This window comes from Paenibacillus sp. JT31N11 (assembly GCF_056269285.1).
Genome location: NZ_JBWDNQ010000004.1, coordinates 471,861 through 494,428, shown reverse-complemented (window position 1 = coordinate 494,428; position 22,568 = coordinate 471,861). Strand labels below are relative to the sequence as shown.

Annotated in this window: 14 protein-coding genes; 2 read left to right on the top strand and 12 right to left on the bottom strand. The window is 53.2% G+C overall.

Annotated elements, in window-relative coordinates; translation table 11 throughout:
* Positions 1-349: 349 nt before the first annotated feature.
* From AC0YNV_RS18030 to AC0YNV_RS17995, 8 genes are all read right to left on the bottom strand, one after another.
* A complete protein-coding gene (locus AC0YNV_RS18030) occupies positions 350-1,798 on the bottom strand; it encodes an aldehyde dehydrogenase family protein (protein WP_475769269.1) in 1,449 nt (482 codons plus the stop codon).
* Between the two features lie 254 nt (positions 1,799-2,052).
* On the bottom strand, positions 2,053-5,067 hold the full coding sequence (locus AC0YNV_RS18025; protein ID WP_475769268.1) for a GAP1-N2 domain-containing protein: 3,015 nt from the start codon (positions 5,065-5,067) through the stop codon (positions 2,053-2,055).
* Positions 5,067-6,326, bottom strand: coding sequence for a TRAFAC clade GTPase domain-containing protein (locus tag AC0YNV_RS18020; protein ID WP_475769267.1), 1,260 nt, complete (start codon positions 6,324-6,326; stop codon positions 5,067-5,069). The genes AC0YNV_RS18025 and AC0YNV_RS18020 overlap by 1 nt, the downstream gene beginning before the upstream one ends.
* A 15-nt stretch (positions 6,327-6,341) precedes the next feature.
* On the bottom strand, positions 6,342-6,977 hold the full coding sequence (locus AC0YNV_RS18015; RefSeq protein WP_475769266.1) for a beta-mannanase: 636 nt from the start codon (positions 6,975-6,977) through the stop codon (positions 6,342-6,344).
* Between the two features lie 21 nt (positions 6,978-6,998).
* Entirely contained in the window at positions 6,999-8,285 is a 1,287-nt protein-coding gene (locus AC0YNV_RS18010) for a vWA domain-containing protein (RefSeq protein WP_475769265.1), read from the bottom strand.
* Between the two features lie 53 nt (positions 8,286-8,338).
* The gene (locus AC0YNV_RS18005; protein WP_475769264.1) at positions 8,339-10,768 is read right to left on the bottom strand and encodes a transcription initiation factor TFIID; all 2,430 of its coding nucleotides are present in this window, start codon (positions 10,766-10,768) and stop codon (positions 8,339-8,341) included.
* A 2-nt stretch (positions 10,769-10,770) separates the two neighbouring features.
* Positions 10,771-14,160 (bottom strand): tubulin-like doman-containing protein, encoded by a 3,390-nt coding sequence (locus AC0YNV_RS18000; RefSeq protein ID WP_475769263.1) that lies wholly within the window; start codon positions 14,158-14,160, stop codon positions 10,771-10,773.
* Between the two features lie 24 nt (positions 14,161-14,184).
* Positions 14,185-15,966 carry a vWA domain-containing protein gene (locus AC0YNV_RS17995; protein ID WP_475769262.1) on the bottom strand — a complete coding sequence of 594 codons (1,782 nt, stop codon included), beginning with the start codon at positions 15,964-15,966 and terminating at the stop codon, positions 14,185-14,187.
* A gap of 154 nt (positions 15,967-16,120) precedes the next feature.
* On the opposite strand from AC0YNV_RS17995, the gene AC0YNV_RS17990 reads away from it, so the two are divergent.
* Together AC0YNV_RS17990 and AC0YNV_RS17985 are read left to right on the top strand one after the other, a co-directional pair.
* Positions 16,121-16,276 carry a hypothetical protein gene (locus AC0YNV_RS17990; RefSeq protein ID WP_475769261.1) on the top strand — a complete coding sequence of 52 codons (156 nt, stop codon included), beginning with the start codon at positions 16,121-16,123 and terminating at the stop codon, positions 16,274-16,276.
* On the top strand, positions 16,273-17,214 hold the full coding sequence (locus AC0YNV_RS17985) for a hypothetical protein (protein WP_475769260.1): 942 nt from the start codon (positions 16,273-16,275) through the stop codon (positions 17,212-17,214). The genes AC0YNV_RS17990 and AC0YNV_RS17985 overlap by 4 nt, the downstream gene beginning before the upstream one ends.
* Before the next feature lie 248 nt (positions 17,215-17,462).
* Here the strand turns inward: AC0YNV_RS17985 and AC0YNV_RS17980 are convergent, their stop codons facing one another.
* From AC0YNV_RS17980 to AC0YNV_RS17965, 4 genes are all read right to left on the bottom strand, one after another.
* The gene (locus AC0YNV_RS17980; protein WP_475769259.1) at positions 17,463-18,938 is read right to left on the bottom strand and encodes a sulfatase family protein; all 1,476 of its coding nucleotides are present in this window, start codon (positions 18,936-18,938) and stop codon (positions 17,463-17,465) included.
* A gap of 55 nt (positions 18,939-18,993) precedes the next feature.
* Positions 18,994-19,836 carry a carbohydrate ABC transporter permease gene (locus tag AC0YNV_RS17975; protein WP_475769258.1) on the bottom strand — a complete coding sequence of 281 codons (843 nt, stop codon included), beginning with the start codon at positions 19,834-19,836 and terminating at the stop codon, positions 18,994-18,996.
* A complete protein-coding gene (locus AC0YNV_RS17970; RefSeq protein ID WP_475769257.1) occupies positions 19,833-20,735 on the bottom strand; it encodes a carbohydrate ABC transporter permease in 903 nt (300 codons plus the stop codon). Before AC0YNV_RS17970 ends, AC0YNV_RS17975 begins: the two co-directional genes overlap by 4 nt.
* Before the next feature lie 267 nt (positions 20,736-21,002).
* The gene (locus AC0YNV_RS17965) at positions 21,003-22,499 is read right to left on the bottom strand and encodes an ABC transporter substrate-binding protein (RefSeq protein ID WP_475769256.1); all 1,497 of its coding nucleotides are present in this window, start codon (positions 22,497-22,499) and stop codon (positions 21,003-21,005) included.
* Positions 22,500-22,568 lie beyond the last annotated feature (69 nt).

Genomic DNA, 22,568 nt, shown 5'->3' with positions numbered 1-22,568 from the left:
TGGATTCCGGGAGCAATCGCCGCAGTTTTTTCATATTGTTTATGAAAATAACCAGCAATATAAAGAGAACCAGGATTACGCCAATGCCGGTGAATCTCCCTACACGTTTGCATTGGCAACCTTCCAATGACAACTTGTGAGGCCCTCTTTCCTGTTGAATGCTCTACATTGTATGTGGGGATTATCCGTCATGATTGTGTATTTGACCTTGAAGTGGAAAAGTCCAATTCCGCGCCGCCGGTTGGCTGGTATTCTCTTAATACTGCCTTCTCCCCCGATATCATCTGCACCAGTCTGCTTATAGCAGGCTGCCGGCGGGTTGATAGCTTCAACCGGAAACGGATTTTCTTCAGCGAGGCTGAGATTTGATGCCAACCATTCTGCGCATCATGCTGCGCGGTCTGTCAGTGGCGAATGGGACAAGGAATGAGGCCGTGAATCTGCCCATGAGCCCCTGCTCGTACACCGCCTTCTCATTGCAAAAGGCCTTGTAGCCGGGGATGCCGCCCTTGTATCTGCCCATGCCGCTATAGCCTACGCCGCCAAAGCCCATTGTATTGGAGCCCGCATGCAGGGCTAAGTCGTTCACCGTAACACCTCCGCTTGATGTACTGGAGACGACTTTGCGGATATCGTTTTTGTTTTTGCCGAAAATATATAAGCCGAGCGGCTTCTCATGCTTGTTAATGAATGCGATCGCCTCATCCAGATGTTTGTAGGAATAGATCGAGAGCACAGGACCGAATATTTCATATTTGGAGATCTGCAGATTTTCGCCCGGGTTTACCACAATGGTGAGCGGAATTTTGCGGGTTTCGGGATCGGGGAGCTTCTCGTTGGCCGGATTCACTTGAATGATCCGGCAGCCCGCTGCCTTTGCCTCCTCAATATAACCGACAATGCGATTATAGCCGGCCTGATTGATTATCGAGGATACCTTGGGGTTGTTTATCATAGTCGGGAAGGCTTTCTGATCGACCTCCACAATTTGCTGGATTAATGCCTCCAGCTTAGTCTCCGGTACGAGCGCGTAATCGACGGCAAGGCAAACTTGACCCGCATTGCCAGTACGTCCAAGCGAAATTCGGGGAGCCGCCGCACGGGTATCGGCATCCAGAAGGACAACAGCCGGACATTTGCCGCCAAGCTCCAGGACAACGGGAGTCAAGTTCGGCGCTGCAGCCGCAAGAATTTTTTTACCGATTTCCGAGCCCCCGGTGAAAACCATTTTATCCCAGGGGAGTGCAGCGAAGCAGGCCGATACATCCGCTTCTCCCGTCACGACCGCCATCTCTTCTTCCTTGAAGTATTTTGCCACCAGCTTCTGCATGAAATCGGCCGTCCTCGGCGTGCTTTCCGTCACTTTGATCATTACGCTGTTCCCTGCGGCCAATGCTTCAATCGCCGGGTCAAAAGCAAGGCAGACAGGGGCGTTAAAAGGCGTCACAATGCCGATCACGCCAAGAGGCTCGTTCAGAATATACGTTTTCTGCCCCACCAGTCCCAGCAGCCCGGAGGATTTGCGTTCCGGCTTCATCCATTTTGCCAGATGATCCCGGACATGCTTGCCGTGAAAAAGCGGTGAAAGAATATCCGCGCCGAATATTTGATCGGAATCGCGGCTGCCGAAATCCTCCTGCAGCGTTTGGATGAATTCGGGCCAGTGATCGCGGATCAGCTTGTCGGCCCGTTTCAGACGGTCCATTCTTTCCTCGTAGCTGGGGGGATTGGAAGGTGAATATTTGGCTTTTTGGACATTAAAAATTCTGTGAACTTCCTCAAGGCTTGTCGTTTTCATGAAATACATCCTTCCTTTTATATAATTATTGATTGTTTGATTAATTAATAAAATGTTATTTTGCTCTTATAGCGTCTCTAGCGTCTCAGCTCATATTAATTTATACTCATGTCTTATGGGTCTATATTAAACGATCGTTTGATTAATGTCAAACATATATTTTGTACTTTCAAAAAATAGGGCCAGGCAACCCGTACAGCCTGCCTGGCCTAACTGTGCAGCACTCGCAAGTTCCATCTGAAAATAGGTGTGTATTATTCATTAGTATCATTCAGCACGGAAAGCTCGTATTCCACTTCTCCCACCCGAATCATGCTGTCAACCGGAATATCAGCTTGCTTGCCAAGGCGAACAACCACCCAATTGGGATAGCCTTCTTGCCCAGTCGTGGCATTGCTGCCGTTCTTTGGCTGAGAGCCGGCTTCTGCGTTGACCTCCGATCCAGCAGCACCATCAGCTGGAGTGTCAGTCTTGTCGTTACTGCCCGCGTTATCCTCAGTACCGGCATCTGAATCCGGAGATTCCACAGGCAGATCCGCATCTGGATTCGTGGATTCCGTCACTGCCGGATCATCGGCTTGATTAGCCTCCGTGCCATCTTGACTATCGCCCGTACCATCATTCGCGGCATCTGTGCCGCAAGCAGGAGTAATGGCAAGCTCCGTATATTCAACCGCTTCAACACCCGCCGACTGTATGGTTAATGAACCCGGCTTAAATTGGGTGCAGGCTGCTGCGTCCTTGAACAAGAACACAAGGGAGGTCGATGCTGCCTGCCCCTCGGATGCAGCCGTTTGTTCTGCGTATACAAGCGTATCCGGCTTGACGATGTCCGTCTCATCCGGAGGCTGCGCCTCAGGCAAATCCGCAGCCTCCTGGTTTGAATCGCCCTTGCCGGAGAATGAAAGGATGAAGCCGGCGGCAACCAGAATAATACCTAAAGCCAGAATGCTTGTAATCATCGTCGTTTTCCGGCTCCGGCGAAAAAATTTGCCAAGAGGCGAGGCAAGCCCCCGCTCAGCCTGTTTATACACGGCAGTGAGAGATGCTCCCGCCATGTCGAAAAGCTGCTTCCGATTCGCCCGCTTTTTGAAAGCATTCCGGTCAACCTTCGTAAAGTAACCGACGATAGCACTCGAGTAGGAAGGCACAAAGCCTCTGGATCTCATGAAATCCGGATGATTCTCCGACCATTGGAAGAAACGGTATACCAGCTCCCTGTTCGGGGCGTTCCGCTGCAAATAATCGATCAGCCCCGCATAATCCACCGTTTCCATGTCCGGACTGCGCAGAAATGCCAGCACAAGACGCGGAAACTCAGCCGGTCCCAGATGAGCTGCCAACAGCCGGCGTCCTGCCTGCTGCACACGGTCGATCTCAGCCGGAGACAGCCGGTCGAATAATGCCGCTGTCGGCTCCGGTCGTGTGAACCATTCATAAACCGCGAGCAGTCCAGCGGCTGCGGATTTCTGCCGGGGATCCTGCAGCTGTCCGTTCCAGCGCTGCAGCTGACCCTGGAACTCAAGGAATTCTGCTGACGCAAGCTGATCTTCGGTGAGCTTGTCCAAGTCAAGCTCACTGAGCATCGCGCGATAGACGGCAAGCTCCAGCTCCTGAACCAGGCCAACGCCTTCCTGTGAAGACGGCTGCTTCCCGGTTCCTGACCATTCTTCCCCAGTCAGCCCGCGCAGCTGCCCGAACGTCCTGTTTGCCGCCGGTATCGAATGACCCTCTTCGGCCAGCCTGTCGGTCAACTGCTGGCGGACCAGCGCATGGAACGGCTCATAGCCAAAAAGTCCCGGATGAACGCTTCCCCACTGCCCAACCAGCTCAAGCACGCTTTTTGCTCCAGCCGCAGCCTGAAGCTTTATCTCCAGAAAAGGAATGAACAGGCTGCCCGCTAATCTCGCATCAGTCAGCAGCTTCGCGAAGAACGCCCTGCTTAAGGCAGAATGGCTTTCCACGGCCGCATAGAAGGAGGCGGCTGCTTCCTGTTCGTTCTGCATATTCGCATTGTTGAGTGCCAGGATGATGAAAGAGACCAGCTTGCTTTCGATATGCTTGCCGTCGATCCGATAGTAATCCTTAAAGACATCCATTATGAAAGGCTCCGGAACCTGTCCTTGCCGTACCCGGTCAAATTCATAGTCAAAGCAGGACAGGAACAAATCATTCAGCCGCATCTTGGAATCCAGCGAGCCGGTTGGCTGCAGATAATCGAGCAAGCCGTGCAGCACCGCTGCTTTATGCGTTTCATAAAGCGATTTGCTGCCTTCCTCAATTTGATAAATGATGCACAGCTCATGATAGCTGACCGCTGCGGTTTGGCGTTCCGGTTCCATGTCTTCGAGCATCCGCTCGGCAAATTGATAGAAGCTGTCCGCGCGCTCAAGGCGATCCAAATTGTCCCAGGCGAAGTCCAGGTACGGCTGATCCTTTCCATCCAGATCGACATTCATCAGCCTGCCGCTGGCGAAATCCAATATATAATCCTTCTCGATGCTCCGGTCCCCCAGGCGCAGGCTTCCCTTCTCCACAAACGTAAGATGCACCGATTTCCGGCTTTGCGGCTCTTTCGCATAGGTGATAAAACCAAGCTGCCTGCGGTAGGCATAAGGCAAGCTCGCATAAAGCAGCCCAAGAAGCTGCTTGGCCAGGTCCGGCAGCTGCTTGATCGGCACATCAAGCGCAACATACACCTTCTTCTTGCCGCCGACCGCGGCCATTACCGCATACAGCAGCTGCTTGAATGGCGTCTCTCCAATATTCAGCCGCGCCAATAGGGAACGATAGGACGTTCTGCCCGCAGCCGGCGCCTGAACCGGCAGTCTGGCCAGCTCCGCAATCTCCGTACCGCTATCGATATCATAATGATCGGCGAAGGATGCTTGCAGCCAGTCCTCATATTCACCAGCCGAGTCCGCGCCATGACCCTTTGGTATGACGTAGTTATGCGTAAAGAACGCGCTGCGAAGTCCGGTGAAATCCGCTGCCCTGTAGACACTTCGCCCAAGCAGAACGTCGCCATTCTCCAGATGCAGCAGATGCACCGTCTCGGGATATGCGGCATCGTCCTTCTCGCCGCGCGCTGCCAGCTCGGTAGGCGCATCGTATACGCAGAGGGGATGGAGCACTTTTTTGATAAATGAAGGGTCCAGACCGTCCGATTTGGCAATTGTGTCATAGCCTTCCGTGGATCTGAAAATACCGCGTCTTTCCCTTGCATACATCTGCTGCTGGATCATCCTGCCGGGCGTAGAATCGCGCACTATTCTCTTCTCCCCTCAATATAGTTCAGCTTATAAAGCAGCCAAATGAAGGGCTCGTCGACCCGGATGGGACTCACGACGGTTTGCAGCTTCTGGTCCACGGGATTGCTGCCCAGAGCGGATACCGCATAATAAGCCGTATCCTTGAAATAAACGTCCATCGTGCCCTTGAACGGACGGTCGACCTTCTCAATGAAGCGGCGGATTTCGCCGTCAATATTCTCGAATTCAGTCAGATTGAAATAATTGCGGTGCACCATATTATTAAAAACATTGCTGTTCGATTTAATATATTCGCCATCCTCATCCTTAAGGGAATGAAGCATGTCGCTCTTCGTCAGCACGACGGCTGTCGGAATATCCGTTTTGTTGTTTTCCTGATAAGCTATAAAATCGCCGAACATGGTCAGCACGACGTCGCGCGGCTCATCGTATTGGGAAACCCATTCTCCGGGCTTATCGCCCAGATTCATTCTGATCTTCTCGCGGATCGAACGGATTTGCAGCGGATCGACCATCAGCAGGATGCCTGCCGAGTTCTTGATATGCTGACCGTGGAGACCGAGGTAATCCTGTTCGACCATCCCCTCGCCCGCCACATCAAAAAATACGAGCGTAAGCGGCGGCTTCTCGTCGTCCTTGAAGACGAACTGGAAGATAAACGGCTCCTGCATCTTCTCCTTCTGGGTGGATGCAAGCAGATCGCCGCGCTCGAATAACGGCTCCTCGTAATAGGTGCGGAACTTGCGGCTGATCTCCGCGTTGAGCGGCATGCAGGCCGCGTTGAAGTGGTCCGCCGTCGTATTCTGCAGTGTATGGATCAAGGCGGTCATATACACCGATTTCCCCACCTGGGAAGCGCCTATAATGGAAATAATATTGCTCGGCGCTTTGCCGGCGGTCACCGGAAGCTCATTATGGCATCTCGGGCAAAGCCTTCTGCGCGTGAGCTCGCCGTAACGGTCATTGATTCCGGTAAGCACGTGATTGGAGTAAATCCGATGCTCTTCAGGCACGTCCTGCGGACGAAGCACCGCTTCCATGTCATGTACGGAATCAAGACCAAAGCGCTCGCGGTATTTGTTCAGCTCCTCGTCTTCTCCAAGGGCATAATCTTCATCGTCCTCACGGGAATGGGCAGCGCGGAATACGACCTCCTCCGGCGTGAATTTGCTGAAGCAGTAGGGACAGACGATATCATAGAACAACGGCCGCGCCTTCGCCTCCGGCTTTTTTTTGAAAAGATCGAAAATACCCATGCGCTTTTTCCTCCTTTACACTGAAATCAATTCGTACATTTGCCCGTAGGTCCGGCCATCGGTGAAAAACAACCGGATAAAATCCTGTTTGCCCACCTCAACGGGAGGCAGGATGGTTTTTCCCGCCGGGAACGGCGCGACAAAAGGATACAGCAGCCCATCCTCTTTATTTGCGGGGTAACCGCCTTGCTTCTTGACGTAGCAGAGCACGTCCTTCGCAATCGGAACTTCTGTCGTCACCTGAATTTGAATCGTTTTGAATTTTCTCAAAAAACCGCCTTTATCCAAGAGCGAATAATAAATTTTAGCCTTGCCGGCACTGATTTCGATACTGTTCCCGCCGTCAGCCTGCCGGATAAGCTGCGGGCCGCCGCTCCCTTCCCGGCAGGCAAATACCGTAAGGACATAACGCCCGATGCCTTCCAGGCGGCTGTGATAGCCGTTGTTCGCTTTATATTCCGCCCTCGTGTACAGTTTTACGTTTCCTGTATTCCCGGCTGCGGATTCCGCCTGCTCGGCAGGGGTCTTCCGGATGTAAACCGCATCGATGTCCCGCGGCCAAATCCAGCGCAGCGTGAAGCGCTCCTCCTCGACTGTGCGGGTCAAGCCGCTGATGACCGGAGAACCTTCCTTCGCATCGGTAAACTGCATCTATTCCGCCTCCCGCATCAATTAAAATCCATGGCTGCGGCTGTCCTTCGTCCGTCCGCCCATGCCCGCGGCGGGAATGTCGCGGCTGCTGCCTTTTCGTCCGCCGCCCCGCGGCTTGGTGCCGTTATTCTCGCTCACCGGAACAACGAGTGTAAATAAACCGATGATGGCCGCCAGCACAAGCGCAGCGATGAACCGCCAGAAACCGTCCGTGAACGCCTGCCCGGACAAGCCGTTATCCAGAATAAAGCCAGCCAGCAGGCCGCCGGCGAGCCCCCCGCTGCCGAAGCTTACCGCCAGAAAGCGGTTGTCGAACAGCAAACCCAGCGAGATTCCTACGGCTGCTCCAACAATGCCCAGCGACAAAATACGCAGCAGCGTGTAGAACGTATTATCCGCCATCGTATCGGTCCGTTCTGTCAGCAGCGTCCGGTTGTCGATTTTATCGTATATATTTTGAAAAACAAGAGCGAGTCCGCTTGCTTCCGATACATCGTAATAGCTGCCGCCGGTGGAGTCGGCTATTTGCTGCAGCAAAGCTGAGCCTCTGGCATCAACAACGCTGAGACCCACCGTATTGACGGCAATCTGCTGCTCTTGATAGGCCGCAAGCTGCTGGTCGATATTGGATTCGCTGAAGCCGTCCGACAGCAGAATGACCAACGTGCCGCGTTTGGCATTTTCCTTGCCCTCGATTGTCTTCATTGCCTCCGTCAGCGCAAGGCTGAAATCCGTTCCTCCGTCAGTAGGCTTGAGCGAATCGATTACGGCATTCACCGAATTCTTCTCGTCCTGTGTGCCTAGACTGACAAAGGGCTGGATCAACTCAGCGGTATTGCTGAAGGCGACTACAGCCACCCGGTTATCGCTGTCCATATTGTTGATCAGCTGCTTCGCTGCCGCATACCGCTCGTTGTCCGGATCGGTCTCCAGCATGCTTCCCGAATTGTCGACGACCAGCACAATATCCTTCACCTGCTTCGCGCCGCCGAATTGCAGCCCGTAAAGCAGCTGAAGCAGGCCGCCGACAGCAAACAGCAGAATAAGGGTAGCCGGGACGAGCAGCTTCCAGGATAAGTCGGTATAGCGCTGCCGCCAGGAAGACCCGTTCAACCGGGGCGCGATCATTTCCGCAAGCAGGCAGGCCAGGCCGATGCACAAGGCCAGAACGCCAAAGTAGAGGCCAATGACGATAAAGCGCGGCCAGCTCTCCAGCAGCGCCCCCAGTATCACTTCACCGAACGCGAATCCGATTGCGCCGCCGATTATGCTGAACAACAGGAGAAGCATATTTATTTTTCGTTGCATGATGACAGCACCCTTTCAATTGCTAGTGGACTGCGATTATCGATATATACCGGTCAGCGGAGCTCAGGCAGAAGAGACGGATCAAGCGTGTGAAATTCATACCCATTCTGCAAATAGGCTTCATAATACACCTTGCCGTTTCGATAATACATCAAATCTTCCAAATGAAAGCCGCCCATAATATTCAATTTTTCCACCCCGCTGCTGCGCTTCTCGTGCACACAGCCCAGCTTGTAGATCCTTGACGTTTCATCCACGCTAAGAGCATAACGGATAAATTCGCTCTCCCGGTCTCCGAACAAATATTTCTCCTCATAACGATGCTCATGCGTATAATCAAGCAGACGGATATGAATTGCCGCGTTATCCTCCAGCGTCCGGTACAGCCGGTGGAACAGCTCATCCCTCGATACAGCCTGCTGATTATGATAGGCAACAGATACGTTCGCCCGCTGCAGCAGCTCCTCCTCGAAGGTCTGGGCAAAGGGCTCGGCGGTCAGGATGTGCCTGCGGCATATACCGGTCAAGCGCTCTATAAACGCGTGTTCTCCCTGATCCAGAAGCTCCATTACACGTCCCACGAGCCGCTCCTCGAAGAATGCCCCTGCGCCGCGCTTCTCTTCGATATCCTGCATGACGCTGCCGGTTACCCGCTCGTAATAATCGAAAATATTTTGCCCGATATAATCATCCGCCAATTGGATGCTTTGCTGCGCCGCCGCATTAAACTCTGCTTCCAGTGCGGCCATTCGAACAACACGGCTGCGGTATTCCTCGTGCAGACGCTCCAGCTCGCCTGATAACTTCCGGTACAAGGCCAGCTCTGTCTCCAGCCGCAGCAGCTGCCACCGCAAACGGTAGACCGTATCGAAAAAACCATGTATAAAGGCACGTAAATTATGTTTGTCCATGAATGGAAGCCGTTGAAATTTCAAATCCTGGGCACGTATTTCGCGGGTGCGGTCAAGCTCCTCCCGGGCGAGATCGATTTCCCGGACCAAATCGCGCTGCCGGGCGCGAACCGCTTCAAGCACACTGCCGGTCTCATTCTTCTCGTCGGTCCATTCGGACACCTGAAAGAAGCTGAACTGCGGATGCTCCTGCATATTGCGGCTAACGGCGCGCCGCAGCTCTTCCCCGGCCTTTATTAACCCGATGCGCTCCTCGGCCGGCCGGGTGAAATGCTTGCGGAAGAAGTCCGCGCAGCCGTCCCCGAACAAAGCCTCCTCGGCCTCGCGCAGCGACATGCGCCGCAGCTGATCGTACCGGATGCCGCTCGTCAGGAGTCCCGTCATATCGGCGAGCTGATCCTCGTCTGGAACGAGGTCGGCCAATCGAATCTCTATCGCAGCCGCATCCAGTCCGAACAATGCCAGCTTCTCCTTCATTCCTGGTTCAGGCGCGCTCTGCAGCCGCAACACGATTTGCTTGAGAAAGTGGTACAGCACATTTAAGGCAATCGAATAATTGGGACGCTTGACCTTGGCCAGTCCCGCCGAGACGAAGCCCTGTCTCCCCGATTCGGCCATCAGGCTGTTCCTGAAGGACGAATTATTGTAGCTTGCGTCATGAGACTGGACCTGCGCATCCCTTCTTTTTCTGTTTTTCAGCAGCAGCATATGGCAGATGATCTCATAGTTATCCTGCATTCCATTAAAGGTCGAAATGCCCCGCTCGTTGCGGTCGGATAACACATAAACAAGATCAAACAGCGGAGACGGCTTGTGAATTACCGGGATTGTCAAGCCGTCGCCGGTCACCTGCAGCCGCGCGGAGTATGCGTAATCCGGCCGCTGCATCCCTTCGAGCTCCCGCAGGAAGCTGATTCCCGCCGCGCTGGCATAGCCGAACGTCTCCGACTGCTCCCGCTCGCTAATCAATGCGTACAAATCCATTTGCACCGATTTGAACAGCTGCAGAAAAATCGACTGCGCAAGCAGCGATATTTCCGGAACAAGCACGTTTAACGGATCCTCCACTCTGGTAATAACGGCAAGATGAAGGCGGTCGAAGGAGGCGTACAAGCGGCCGTAATCCGCAATCGTATCGCTAACCTGCCGCAGCGCCCGGTTGAGATCGTCCAAGTGACGCCCAGCCTCATGGAAAGCGGCTCCGATATCCTTGCGCTTGGTCCGGTTATCCCGCTCACCCGCCGCTACTCCGGATAAGGCAACCCGCATAACCTTGGGGTCGGATCGGCCATGATCAGCTTCACGGTATGCGGATGCGGGGTTTGCCTCATTCCCCGCCCCTATGCTGTCATTCGTCCCGCTTGATGAAACATGGAAGTAAATAACGCCGGCATTGTTATCCCATTTCAGCTTATTCGAGCAGATCATCGGTTCAATCGCATGCCCCGCCTCATCGCCGATATATAGAAATACGGTGGGATAGTAAATGCTGCTCTGATCATCCTCAAGGCCGCTGAGCTGCTGCTCGGCGGCCGAATAGTCGGCTGCGAATCGATCCAGCAGGGCTCTCATCGCTATTTCAGCTTTCTGCGGATTTCATTAAGCTTTGTCGTCATTTCTTTATAAAACCGGTGCATCTCCTCGCCGTTCGCAAGCTCCACCTTCTCGTATTCGAGACGCTCGCGCGCGTCAAGGAATATGCCCAGCAGCTCCTCCAGCTTGGCCAGCAGCTTTGAAGTATCCTCCGTTGCCGTGAGTTCCGTTACACGGCGCGCCGCCTTGCGCATAAGCGTGCTGCGGTTCTTCTCATCAAGCTGACGGAAGCTTTCGAACACCTCATGCTCGACATAGCTGCTGCTCTTCATTAAATTAGCGAAAGGCGCCCAGGCTTCTTCCTCGGGCTCGCGGTCGTATACATAAAGCGCGCCCTTCCTGATGATCGTCTCCGTATACAGCGCCTCGATAAACTGATCGAGCCATTTTTCCTCATCCTGATGCTGATGAAGCAGCTGCTCAAGCTCCTTCGCCTTAACCGAAATGGACTCGTACTTCGCCAATTCCTCGCGCACCCGTCCCAGCAGCTCCGGTGAACGGATCAGATTTTCCTGCGCAAGCTCCTCCGTGAAGCTTCCGAATATATCCTTCGCCGCTTCGGGCTCCAGCCCCTCGGACAGCAGCCGGTTCAGCTCGTTCAGCGCGCGTTTGACCTCACCCAGATTCGGCTTTGCCGCATCCAGCAGCATATTAAATGGTTTCAACGCATCCGCCAGCTGAAAAGGCTTCGTGAACCGGACGGAGTATCGGCTGCTTGTGTTGTTGTCGATGCCCTTCTCCTCAATGATGCGGTAGCCCTCCGCTTTGGCAAACTCGGCCCGCACCCTTGCATTATAGCTTCTCACGCGTGAATTGACGTACGTATCCCCCCAGGATTTCTCGGGAATCGGCGACGGCAGATACGTCCAGTTGACCCGGTCGGTTTGCACCAGATGGCGTCCGATGCCTTCCTTGTCCAGAATGGTCCGTTCATAGCTTTCCTCATATACCTTAAGCGGCGTATAAACGAACAACGGCACGCCATTTCTCGTATTCAGCCAGAAAATCCGGTTTTTGACTTCGCTTTCCTTGATCGTGAAGTGCGATTTGCCGATGGAGTTGTTCTGATAGTTCCGGATCCCCCGCAAAATGCTCGGCGCCTGCAGCGGCACCGACACGAAGCCCCATGACGGCACATGCAGATTGCCCGAGCTGTTGCTTAAGTGGAATACCGGCACAGCTTCCTCATCCAGCTTGCTCGCGATATGGCGCTCGACGAATTTCTCGATCGATTCATCGTTTCCATATTTCATGACGAGGAATTCTTCCATCGATTTTGTAATGAGGTCGCCAAATTTATCGGTCAGAAACTCCGAGATCGAACTGACGATATCGATTTCCTGCTCCTTCACCCAGAGATTCGAATGATCCAGCAGCTCCTGCGTAAAGTCGCGGATCAGGTCGTCCCCGTCCTTCTTGTCCATCAAGCGGCTGATCACATCGGAAATGTCCGGTACGCCGACGATATTCCAATAATAGGTTTTATTCCCTTTATGGTCGGCCTGCTCTTCCCCGTTGGTGAGAATGTCGCCGTTCTTGGCAAAGATCGAATTAAGCACATTTAAAATTTCCGTAAACACGTTGTAAATCCGGTTGTTCTCGTTATTCAACAGCTGGTGCAGATCCTCATAGAATTCAATCAGCTGCTCCATGCGCTCGACATCGGCATGCAGCCAGTACTCGTTGATTTTCGCTTCAATATAATTGTTCTTCTTCTTGTCCTTGGACACGAACGCACTCTTCGCATCGCCCATGCGCTCCTCGGCCTGATCTCTGGCCGCTTCAATCTCCCGTGGAAGCCGCGACAGCCCTTCGCGAAGCGTCTCAATATAGGAAAGCAGCATCTTCAGCAGGCAAAAGCCTTTCTCGGTGTGCAGAAGACGGGATACGTAGAACGGCCCCTGCTCCGGATGAAGGAAGGTACGGCGGATTTGATCGGTAAATTGCCCGACGATTTCGCCTGGAAGCTGTTTCTTGGCTTTGATGTATTCCTCGCGCGCACGGGCCAGGAAGTTCTGCTCCAGCTCGGTATCCATGTTCACGGCTTGCATTTTGATCACGTTGTTGTAGCTTAGACGCTCGCTGTTCTCGAATCCCGGCAGCGGCTCCGGCACACGCGAATCGAATGTCTTCATCATCGTATCCAGATCGATTCCAAGCTTGCGGGCAAATTTCTCCACGTCATCCTGGCTTGGCGCCTTCTCGAACATTTTGTCCATTTTGTTGAAGAGCCTGTAGGCCAAATAGGTCGTCATTTCCTCGATTGGCAGCACCGCCGATGAAGCTCCGATGATGTTGTAATCGTAATTAGCAGGGTACATCTTGTTCATTTGGGCGATGTTCGTCCGGATGTTGCTGATATAGTCATGAATGGCGAATTCTTCGCCGGACTGCTTTTCCTCGCTGGAGATAAAGTTCGTAATATTCTCCGCCGTCACGTTCATGCAGTAATCGTAGGCATTCTCCAGCAGCTTGCCCTCCGCGTTGGTGGCAGAGATGAGATGGCATAGATTAAAGGGCGGGAGAGGCGAATTGACGGTCAGAATATTGCCGTACTGCTGCTTGAACCGTTCTCCGCGGCTGTCCACATTCATCCAGTAGTCCAATTCCTTCAACGCGGCATAACCGTTCTTCTTGATGTACTCGCGCGTATGGTCGCTCAGGCTTTTATTGGCAAGATTAATGTCCGGCGTAAACAAATAACCAAGTGTGTTGACCCGGTCAATGCCTGCAGCTCCGTGGTCGCGCTCAATAATTCCTCTGACGATATATGAAATATCAAGGAAGCAGCCGCTGCCCGTTCCGCCGGACAAGCCTGTAAGCAGAAAGACCATCAGCTTCTTGTTCGTGCCGACGGACAGCGTCTTGATTTTCTTGTCGATGCTCTGCACGACCTGGTTGATCTTCGTAAACAGCAGCAGACGTCCTGCCTGGCGTACGCCCGCCGCGCCGTTCATCCCGTCGGTAATGCTCAGCTCCTGCGACAGCCAGTCGGTAATGTACGGCTCCAGTATACTGCGGTTTTGCAGCAGTCCTCCAACTTCCGCGTTGGAGAGCAGCACGAATTCGTTAATGGGATCCAGTCCGATCCCTTTATACTTTTTATTGCGGTCCTGTTCATTCGTTTCGAAGGCAAGAAATTCCACATTGTCGGGCTTATCGCGTTTTCGCTTGGAAACCGGATCCTCCGGCAGCTTGAAGCGGCGGTTAATCTGATATTTCAGGCGCATCAGCGCATCAATGCCGGTACCGCCTAGTCCAATAATCAAAATCGGGTTGTCGATCGTGTCTACCCGAATTTTCTCGCTGACAATGCCCCCGCCGAGCGAAACGTCAAGCTGCTGTATATGCTCTCTTACGATTGGTTTCATTCTTTACTACCTCCTGGGCTCTATTTATACGAGATATTCGATGAATATCGTTTTGTCCACCTGCGTCAGCGTCACCGTAATGCGGTCGCCGCTCTTCATTTCCAATGCGCGGTCCGCATCGACGGCGCGTCCCGATTTCTCAATCGTGCAGGAGGAGGCGTTATGCAGCACGATGCGGTCATTGCTGCCCGGTTTGAAAACCACCTTTTCGGTTTCCTTCAATTCAGGCGCCAGCTGCAGCAGCTGGTGGAGCAGCAGCTTGCCCTTGAAGGCTGACAGCTTCTTGTACTGCGGCGACGTTTTGTCGCCTGTATTCTCATCCCGGATTTCAATGACGAGCTGTCCGACAAAGCCGCGGTTCGCCTGCTTCAAGAGCCGCAGCACGTAATAAGCTGCCGCAAGCAAAACAGCCAATCCGATGACACCTGCTATGACAGGCACCATGGGGAATGGCTTGCCTGCCTCATCTGCCGTCTTGGCCGGATTCGTTTGTCCCGCTGCCCCCTCTTTGGCCGTAATGGCAACCGCATCGGTCTCCCGGAAGAAGCTTTCCTCCTCGGCCCTTACCTTGATTTCATAGTCATGCTCGTCGGCGATTTTGTAGGTGCCTTCGAAATGATCGCCCGCATTGTCCATCGGGATTTCCTCGGACTTGCCGGTGTCTACGTCTTTAACGAGTAAAACTGCCTTCATGTTGCTATATTGTGCCTGATCCTCCAGTTTTTGTCCGCCGCTGACCAGGTAAGAGTTGAATGACACTTCATCGCCCTTTGAATAGGCGGTCGAAGCAAGCGGGTCCATCGCCAGGCTCAAATCATAGTTGAAGATAAGATTAATGTCGATTTTATCGCGATTAACCCCCTTAACCTGCAGCGTCCAGTCGCCTTCGGACGGCTTCAGCAGCTTGATTAAGGAATAGCTTTTTGACTTTGACAACAGGACATTATCCGAAGGAATCGCGATGGCTTTGCCGGACGGGTCGACCAGCTTCGCCTCAACCGGCTGGGCGGACATAATGGATATGTTCGCTTCCAGCACATTCGCGTTGGGAACGGAAATTTTCACGTTCTGGTAGCTCCCGTCAGCGGTAAACGAATCGACCGGAACGACATTCAAGTCGAGATGGCTGGCGAAAATTTCGCTTAATATTTGCGGCAGATCATCCGCCGAATCGGTTGAGAACGACTTGCCGCCGGTTTGATCCGCTATCTTCGCCAACGCTTCCTTGTTTAATTTCCCGTCGGCGTTCAATCCGATCGTATAAACCGGTACGCCGCTGTCGTTCGCTTCTTTGACGGCTTTCTGCATATCCGCATCGGACTGGGCCTGCGTTCGGCCGGAATTATCATCAAAATCGTTATTGCCGTCAGCAAGCAATATAATCATCGGCTCATGACCGGGATCGGCTCCGTCATCCAGAATTTGCATGGCTTCCTTGACTCCGACGGATACGTCCGTATAGGCGCCGCGGTCCAGTTGGTCGATAAAGCCCTTCAAGCTCTCTTTATCTTCTGACGATTGAATTTCCAGTAAAGCTTTCTCGCGCTGGATCTTGTCGGTATAGGCAACGATTCCAACCTGATCGCCCTGCGCCGACAGCATGTCAATGAACATCTTCATCGCTTCGTTGCCGATTTTGCCCGGATCGCTCGCGCTCATCGAATTGCTTACATCGAGCACCAGCACCGCGTCGATTTGAGAAGCGCCCTGCGCCGCATGGACCGTGGACAGGCTGCCCAGCGGCAGCATCAGCAGAACAGCCGAGACCATAATAAGTCGGCGTGAAAAACGTTTGAGTGGACTCATATAAATGTACTCCTTTGCGTTAGCGCGAATAGGTCTCGCAATCTAGTTCAATAGTAACGGTTAGTATCTGCTCCCAGTATAATGATATACTATCAAAATAAGTATACCTGATAGATTCCAGGAAATCACTTTTACTGTATGAGAGGAACAACACATGGTTACATACGCCTGCCTTGGACTTTTGTTTCTTTTTGTCGTTATCAAAGCCCTTATCTACCGTTCGCGCGTGAGAAAAGCCCCGTCTCCCGAGCAGCTGAGCAAGCTTGTCTTTTCCATCCTGAGAAGCAGCGGGCAGCGTGACCGCGAATGATGAAGAAGCTTCCGGTACGACTTAACCCTTATATTAAAACACGCTATCCTTATTCTAAGCTTAAAATATGCCGCCGCTGCAATTATTTTACCGTTCTGGGAGACGCAGAATGCCCGGCATGCGGCAAAACGGCCCTGCAAAGCGTCGAGAAGAGAGCTGCCGCGATGCTGCAGCGCTCGATCTGGAGCGTGCGAATCATTATACTGATCATCATGCTCGCCGGCTTGACGATGAGCGAATCCATGATGCAGAGCGGTCTGCTCGCTGCAGGAGGGCTGCTGCTGCTCGCTGTACTCTGGACAATCCAGAGACGGTCGGCCCCTGCCCTTCTGCTCTGGCAGCTGGAACAATTATTTCATAAAGAGGCTTATAGCCTCTTTGCCGGCCTTGTTCATGACCGGGAGTCGGCCATCAAGGTGTTTCACAGCGGCGATAAACCGCTTGCTTATGAAATGCTGCGTGAAATCGGGGCGCTCGTTCACACCGACCAGCTGCGGGCCGAGCAAATATTGCTGCTTCAATCGTTCGTGCTGCGCAAGGATATGGACCTTATGCTGGACCCGCTCTTGATGGACCATTTTAACCCCGATCTTGTCGAATATATTGGCGAGCTCGCGAAAATCAGGCGGGACCTCCTGAAAGAAAATACGTTCAGGTATATTTTACTGCATGAGGCCCAGATTCTTAAGATGGAGCATGGCGAGAGCATCCTCACCGGCGTTGCCGGCGCCGCGGTCAGAATGAAGCGGTACATAACGCTTTATCCGTATTTGGTGCAGCGCTATGCGCGCAAGCTCCCCAGGGACCGTTTTCTGCGGCTTTACCTGATCATCCAGAGCAGCCCGCTCGCGAGTCCCAGTCCTTTATATGAAGAGGTTATGAGCATTTATAATGAGAAGTACAAATGGGATGAGGACTTCCGGCACGCCAACAAGTAATGCGGCGTATAAATCAACCGGGCAAAGTGCAGGAATAACAGGAGGAATGAAAAGAGGCCGGCAGAAGACACTTAAACAGAGTGTCTGTCTGCCGGCTTTTTTGGCAATATTTTAGTGCTGCTTCGCGTAAGAATATAACCTGGACATGATCATTGCGGTTATTTTTGCAGTCCATCGTTACATCTCCTGGCGGAAAATGCAGACAAGCCATGGGCGGCGTGTAAATTTATCTGTAATTTGGAAAATTCTCAGCTCCGCTTATTGGTCTTTAGCGGAACGACATCGGCCGTTTCCAGATAGAATGTGAGCAGCCTCTCCTTGAGGAAGGCTGCTGTCTCCTGTAACTCGGGATCGTCAATCCGGTTGTCCGTCTCCATGGGATCGCGCTTCAGATCATACAACTCATCGCGTTCATAATGGCGTCTCACATATTTATAGTCGCGCGTCCTGCACATCACCGCTTTCGTATGCTCGGGACCTTCAAGCTGCTGCAGTCCGACACGAGGCCAATACAGTCCGGAAGACGTTCCCATCGATGTGCTCTCCAGCTCCATCGCCTGCGTCTCGCCAAACAGCCGCCCCCCTTCGGTGAACACCGCATCGCGGTGCTCGTCCTTCTCTCCTGCCAGCACCGGCAGCAGCGAACGTCCGAAATGGGTGTGCTTGGGCGTTAATCCGGCCAGTGCTTCAACCGTTGCGGGGAAATCGATCAACTCGACCAGCGCCTCGCTGACGCGGGGCTGGATCTCCACTCCTTTAGGCGGCTTAATGACAAAGGGGACATTGGTGAGGCAATCCTCGAACGTGTTCTGCGTTTTTTCAACCAGTCCGTAATCTCCCGTAAAATCCCCATGGTCGGAGAAGAAGAACACCGCCGTATCATCGTAGATCCCCGTCTCCTTGAGCGTATCAAGCAGCATTCCGAATTGATGATCCACCCGCGCGCACATACCGTAATAAGTGGCGCGCAGCTCCTGCCAGCGATCCTCTGTCCACCCCTGCAGCTTCTGCCGCTCGAAGATACCCTTTAGCAGACTGGGCTTCTTCTCCCAATCCGGCGCTGGCGTCCGCTTCGGCAGCTTGTCGCGGTCGATCAGACTGAACCAGGGCTCTTCGACGCCATAAGGCGGGTGCGGATACAGCAGCGGCAAATAAATGCAGAGCGGCTTATCCTGCGGGGCATTTCGGATAAAGTCGATGGCCCCGAGTACATTCGCCCAATCGCCATCGTAATAAGCCTCCTCGTCCGGCGCCTTCTCCAGCTTACCGGCATAAAACGAGTAGTAATTATCACTCTCGGGATCGCCGCGCCACCCGTCGGAGAAATGCAGATTTGTCTCCGGCCGCGGCTTCTTCTCCGGCTGATACTTGATGTCGCAGTAAGCTTCGAACCCGTTCTCGGCCGGAACAAGATCATTTTTGCCGCCCCACCACACGGTATAGCCCTCGTCCTTAAGACTCTTCAGCAGTACCGGCTCGTCTTCCTGCATCATATGGAACATGGTGCGGTGTCCGCCGACATGAGGATACCAGCCGCTCATGAACGAGCATCTGCTTGGCGTGCAAACGGGATTCTGGCAGAAAGCGTTGCGGAAGGACACCGCATCGGTCTGAACCAGCCGGTCCAGATTCGGCGTGACCGCGGCTATGTTGCCAAGATGGCCCATGACATCGGCCCGCCATTGATCGGGATTGAAGATGACAATATGCGGTTTTGCAGGCATATTCGTTTCCTCCTCGGATTTATAGGATTTTGGGGTCGCTTGGCCCTGATCCGGTTCAACCTTTGACCGAACCGGCAATGCCGTTGATGAAATAACGCTGGAATACAATGAACACGAGGATAACCGGTATCAGCGAGATCGCAGCCCCTGCAGCCATTCCTGTCCAATCGACGGTATTTTCTCCCGTGAAGGAGAACATGCCGACGGCCAGCGTCCGCAGCTCCGGCTTGTTCAACGTGAATATCAGCGGGACGAAGAAGGAGTTCCACGTCCAGATAAACTGCATGATTACCGTCGTGGAGATGATCGGCTTGGAGAGGGGAAGCATGATCTGCCGGAAGGTCCGGAAGAACCCGCTCCCATCGATCTCCGCCGATTCCTCCAGCTCCTTGGGAAGCGTCCGGAAATGTGCCGCATACAGCAGAATGAAGAGCACATGGGCGCCGGACGACTCGGCCAGAACGACGCCGGGCATCGTATTCAGCAAGCCGAGATGCTTGATGATCTGATAGATCGGAATAATCGTGTAGCCCTTCGGAATGAACATCGTTACCGTGAAAGCCAGTATCAGGAACCGGCTGCCTGGGAAACGAACCCGTCCGAGCGCATATCCGGTCAGTGCCGACAGCACGACGACAATAATAACCGTTGAGGCCGTAATAACTGCCGAATTGGTAAAATAAGTGGAGAAATGGCCGACCCGCCAGGCGCGGGCAAAATTGTCCCACTGTGCCGCCTCCGGCAGCAGCTTGATGCCTGAGGCGATATATTCGGTATTCGTCTTCAATGAGGAGAAGATCATCCATACAAAAGGATAGACCCATAAGACGCCCAGCGCAAGCAGCAGCAGATGCAGCAGCAGATTCGGTCCGTGCTTGAATGCAGTTCGTCTCATCATCCGTCTCCTTCCGGTCCGCTGAGCAGCTTGTCGCTGCGGTCCCTGGCCGCGTTAGCCAGCCAGCCGAGCAGCAGGGTCAGCAGGAAGATCATCAATCCGAATACGATGCCTGCCGAAGAAGCATACCCGATCTGGGGAAAGCCGCTCGTATTGAAGGCATAGTCGTAGATATACAGATCCACCGTCTCTGTTGCGTAGAATGGCCCCCCTGCGGTCAGCGTCTTTACCAGGTCGAACACATGCATGCTGTTCACGACAGTAAGCAGCAGCACGACGGCGGCTACCGGCTTCAGCAGAGGCAGTGTGATATAACGCAGCACTTGATCGCTCCTGGCCCCGTCGATCTTTGCCGCCTCGAACACCTCGCCGGGCAGCGACTGCAGGCCAGCCAGCCAGTAGACCATCACCATGCCGAAAAATTTCCATGAACCGACAAGAATAAGCACGCCCATCGCCGTTCCGGCTTGACCCAGCCAGGGGACAGGCTCCGATAGAAGCCCAAGCCGCAGCAGCAGCTCATTGACCAGCGCATTCTCATTGCCAAAAATAAATTTCATGATAATGCCGACTGTGGATGCCGCGGTGACGACAGGAAGGAAGTAGATCGTACGGTAAAATACCTTGCCCCGGAACACAGCTTTATTGAGGGCCAGAGCCAGCAGCAGCGATGCCGGCAGCAAAATCGCCGCTGTCGCGCCAATATAAATCAGGCTGTTCCGGAAAGCATTCCAGAATGAGGAATCCCGGAGCAGCTTCGCAAAATTATCCCATGCGACAAATTCTCCAGAGGGCCGATACCGCTCCACTCGTAAAAAGAATACACATAGCTCATCACGATGGGATAAATCGTAAATGCTGCAAAGAACACCAGCTGCGGTAATATAAACAGATACGCCCATAAATACCGTACCCTTTTCCGGCGTGGAATCGAGGAGAAGGAACGATTCGGAGCGGCCTCGGCTCTTGAAATATTCGCATCAGCCGTTGTGGACATATGGCTTTACAACCCCTTTGTTACGGCGTAATAGCGTTATTATTGCACGGAGGATTAGAAGAAACGCCTTCACCGCTTCTGGCGGCAAAGTACGTATCTTCTTCCCTCAAAGTAAGCCGGATCCGCCAGCCTCCTCTTTCACTAAGCTTCTTCGGCTGCCGGCAAGTTTCGCTTACTTGGGCAGATTGCTGTATTGATCGCTTGTATACGGTGTGAATGGCGTCCAATTCGGGAATTGATAGTCCTGTTCACCGATCTTCTGCCCGGATTGACTCACTTTCTGGATCGATTCCTTCAAAGACTGGTTATAACCCGCGCTAAGCTGCGCAAGCTGGCTCTTCACATCCGTAATCTGGCCTGTCAGATAACCTTCGACAATTTTGCCGACATTCTCTTTTGGCTTCTTTCCGTTCAGTTCCGTATTGACCTGCACGGCCGCTTTATTGCGCGTATAAGGATGGGGCGACAAGATAAACGCCTTGTCTTGAATGTCCTGTGCCTGGAGGAACTGCGGATTGTCGAGCTGGGTCGTCTTGTTCTGTTCGATAATCGGCGAACCCTCCACACCAAGCTTCAGCTGGTTTACATAGAAATGGTCCATATAGTAATTCAGAAACAGCTTGGCTTCCTCATAGTGCTTCGTACTTTTGCTGACATGCAGCGTAGCCTTCGTCTCTCCCTGGAATGCATAATAGGAGGGTTTGCCGTCTTTCGTCGGCAGTGGAGCTACGCCAAAATCGTTAAATTTGTTGTTCTGCTGAAGCTCCGAGGACAAGAACGTGCCGTCGATGATGAATGCGGCTTTGCCTGCGGCGAACAAGCTGGAGGCTTCGCGGTAATCGATGACCAGGCTGTTCGGGTGAAGGAGCTTCTCATCCTGCAGCTTCTTGAGGAATTCGATCGACTCCACATAGCCCGGAGAGTCAAATTCATATTGTCCCGTCTGCAGATTGAAGCCGTCGTTCGGTACAACCTCCGGCTTGATCGCAGTCGCCATCTGGCCGACATATCCAGTGACAAGCCAATCCGTCTTGATTCCGAGAATCAGCGGGTAAACATCGCTCCCGGCCTGCTTGATCCTCTCGCCGACCTTCTCCAGATCCTCCCATGATTTCGGAACGTCGTTCTCTGTCAGTCCCGCTTGTGTCAATACGTCTTTGTTATAGTAGAGCATGTGCGAGTATCGGCGCGGGGTGAAGTGCGGCAGAGCGTAGACGCCGCCATCCAGCGTCGTATAGCCTTCCGTCCAGGTCCCCTCATAGAACTGCTGCTTCCGTTCCTCCGTAAGCACATCATCGAGATTGTGGATGAGTCCGAGACGGTTTAATTGATCAATAGGCACAGATGTGGAATTGGCAAATATATCGGGCAGACTGTTGCTGGAAATCGCAGCCTGCAGTTGAGTTGTATACTGTGATGAGACGATATCGGGAAAATCCACGTGAATATTGGGATAATCCTTCTCAAATTCAGCGATCGTCTGTTCAATCGCCTGCTTGGATTCGGGCCAGCGGCTCCAATAGGTAATCGTGACAGGGTCTTTCGCTCCCGGGTCGTTCACGGCGGATGCACCGGACCCGGACTGCCCGGTATTATTGGAAGCACAGCCCGTCAGAAGCAGAATAATGGCGGCAACCGATGCCAGGATAACGAAGGCGGTTTTCTTCATGATGATATTCTCCCTTGCTGGAAATTTGTATTCGTCTTCCGCTTCTCCGGTAGTCCAGTCGCCAAGCGA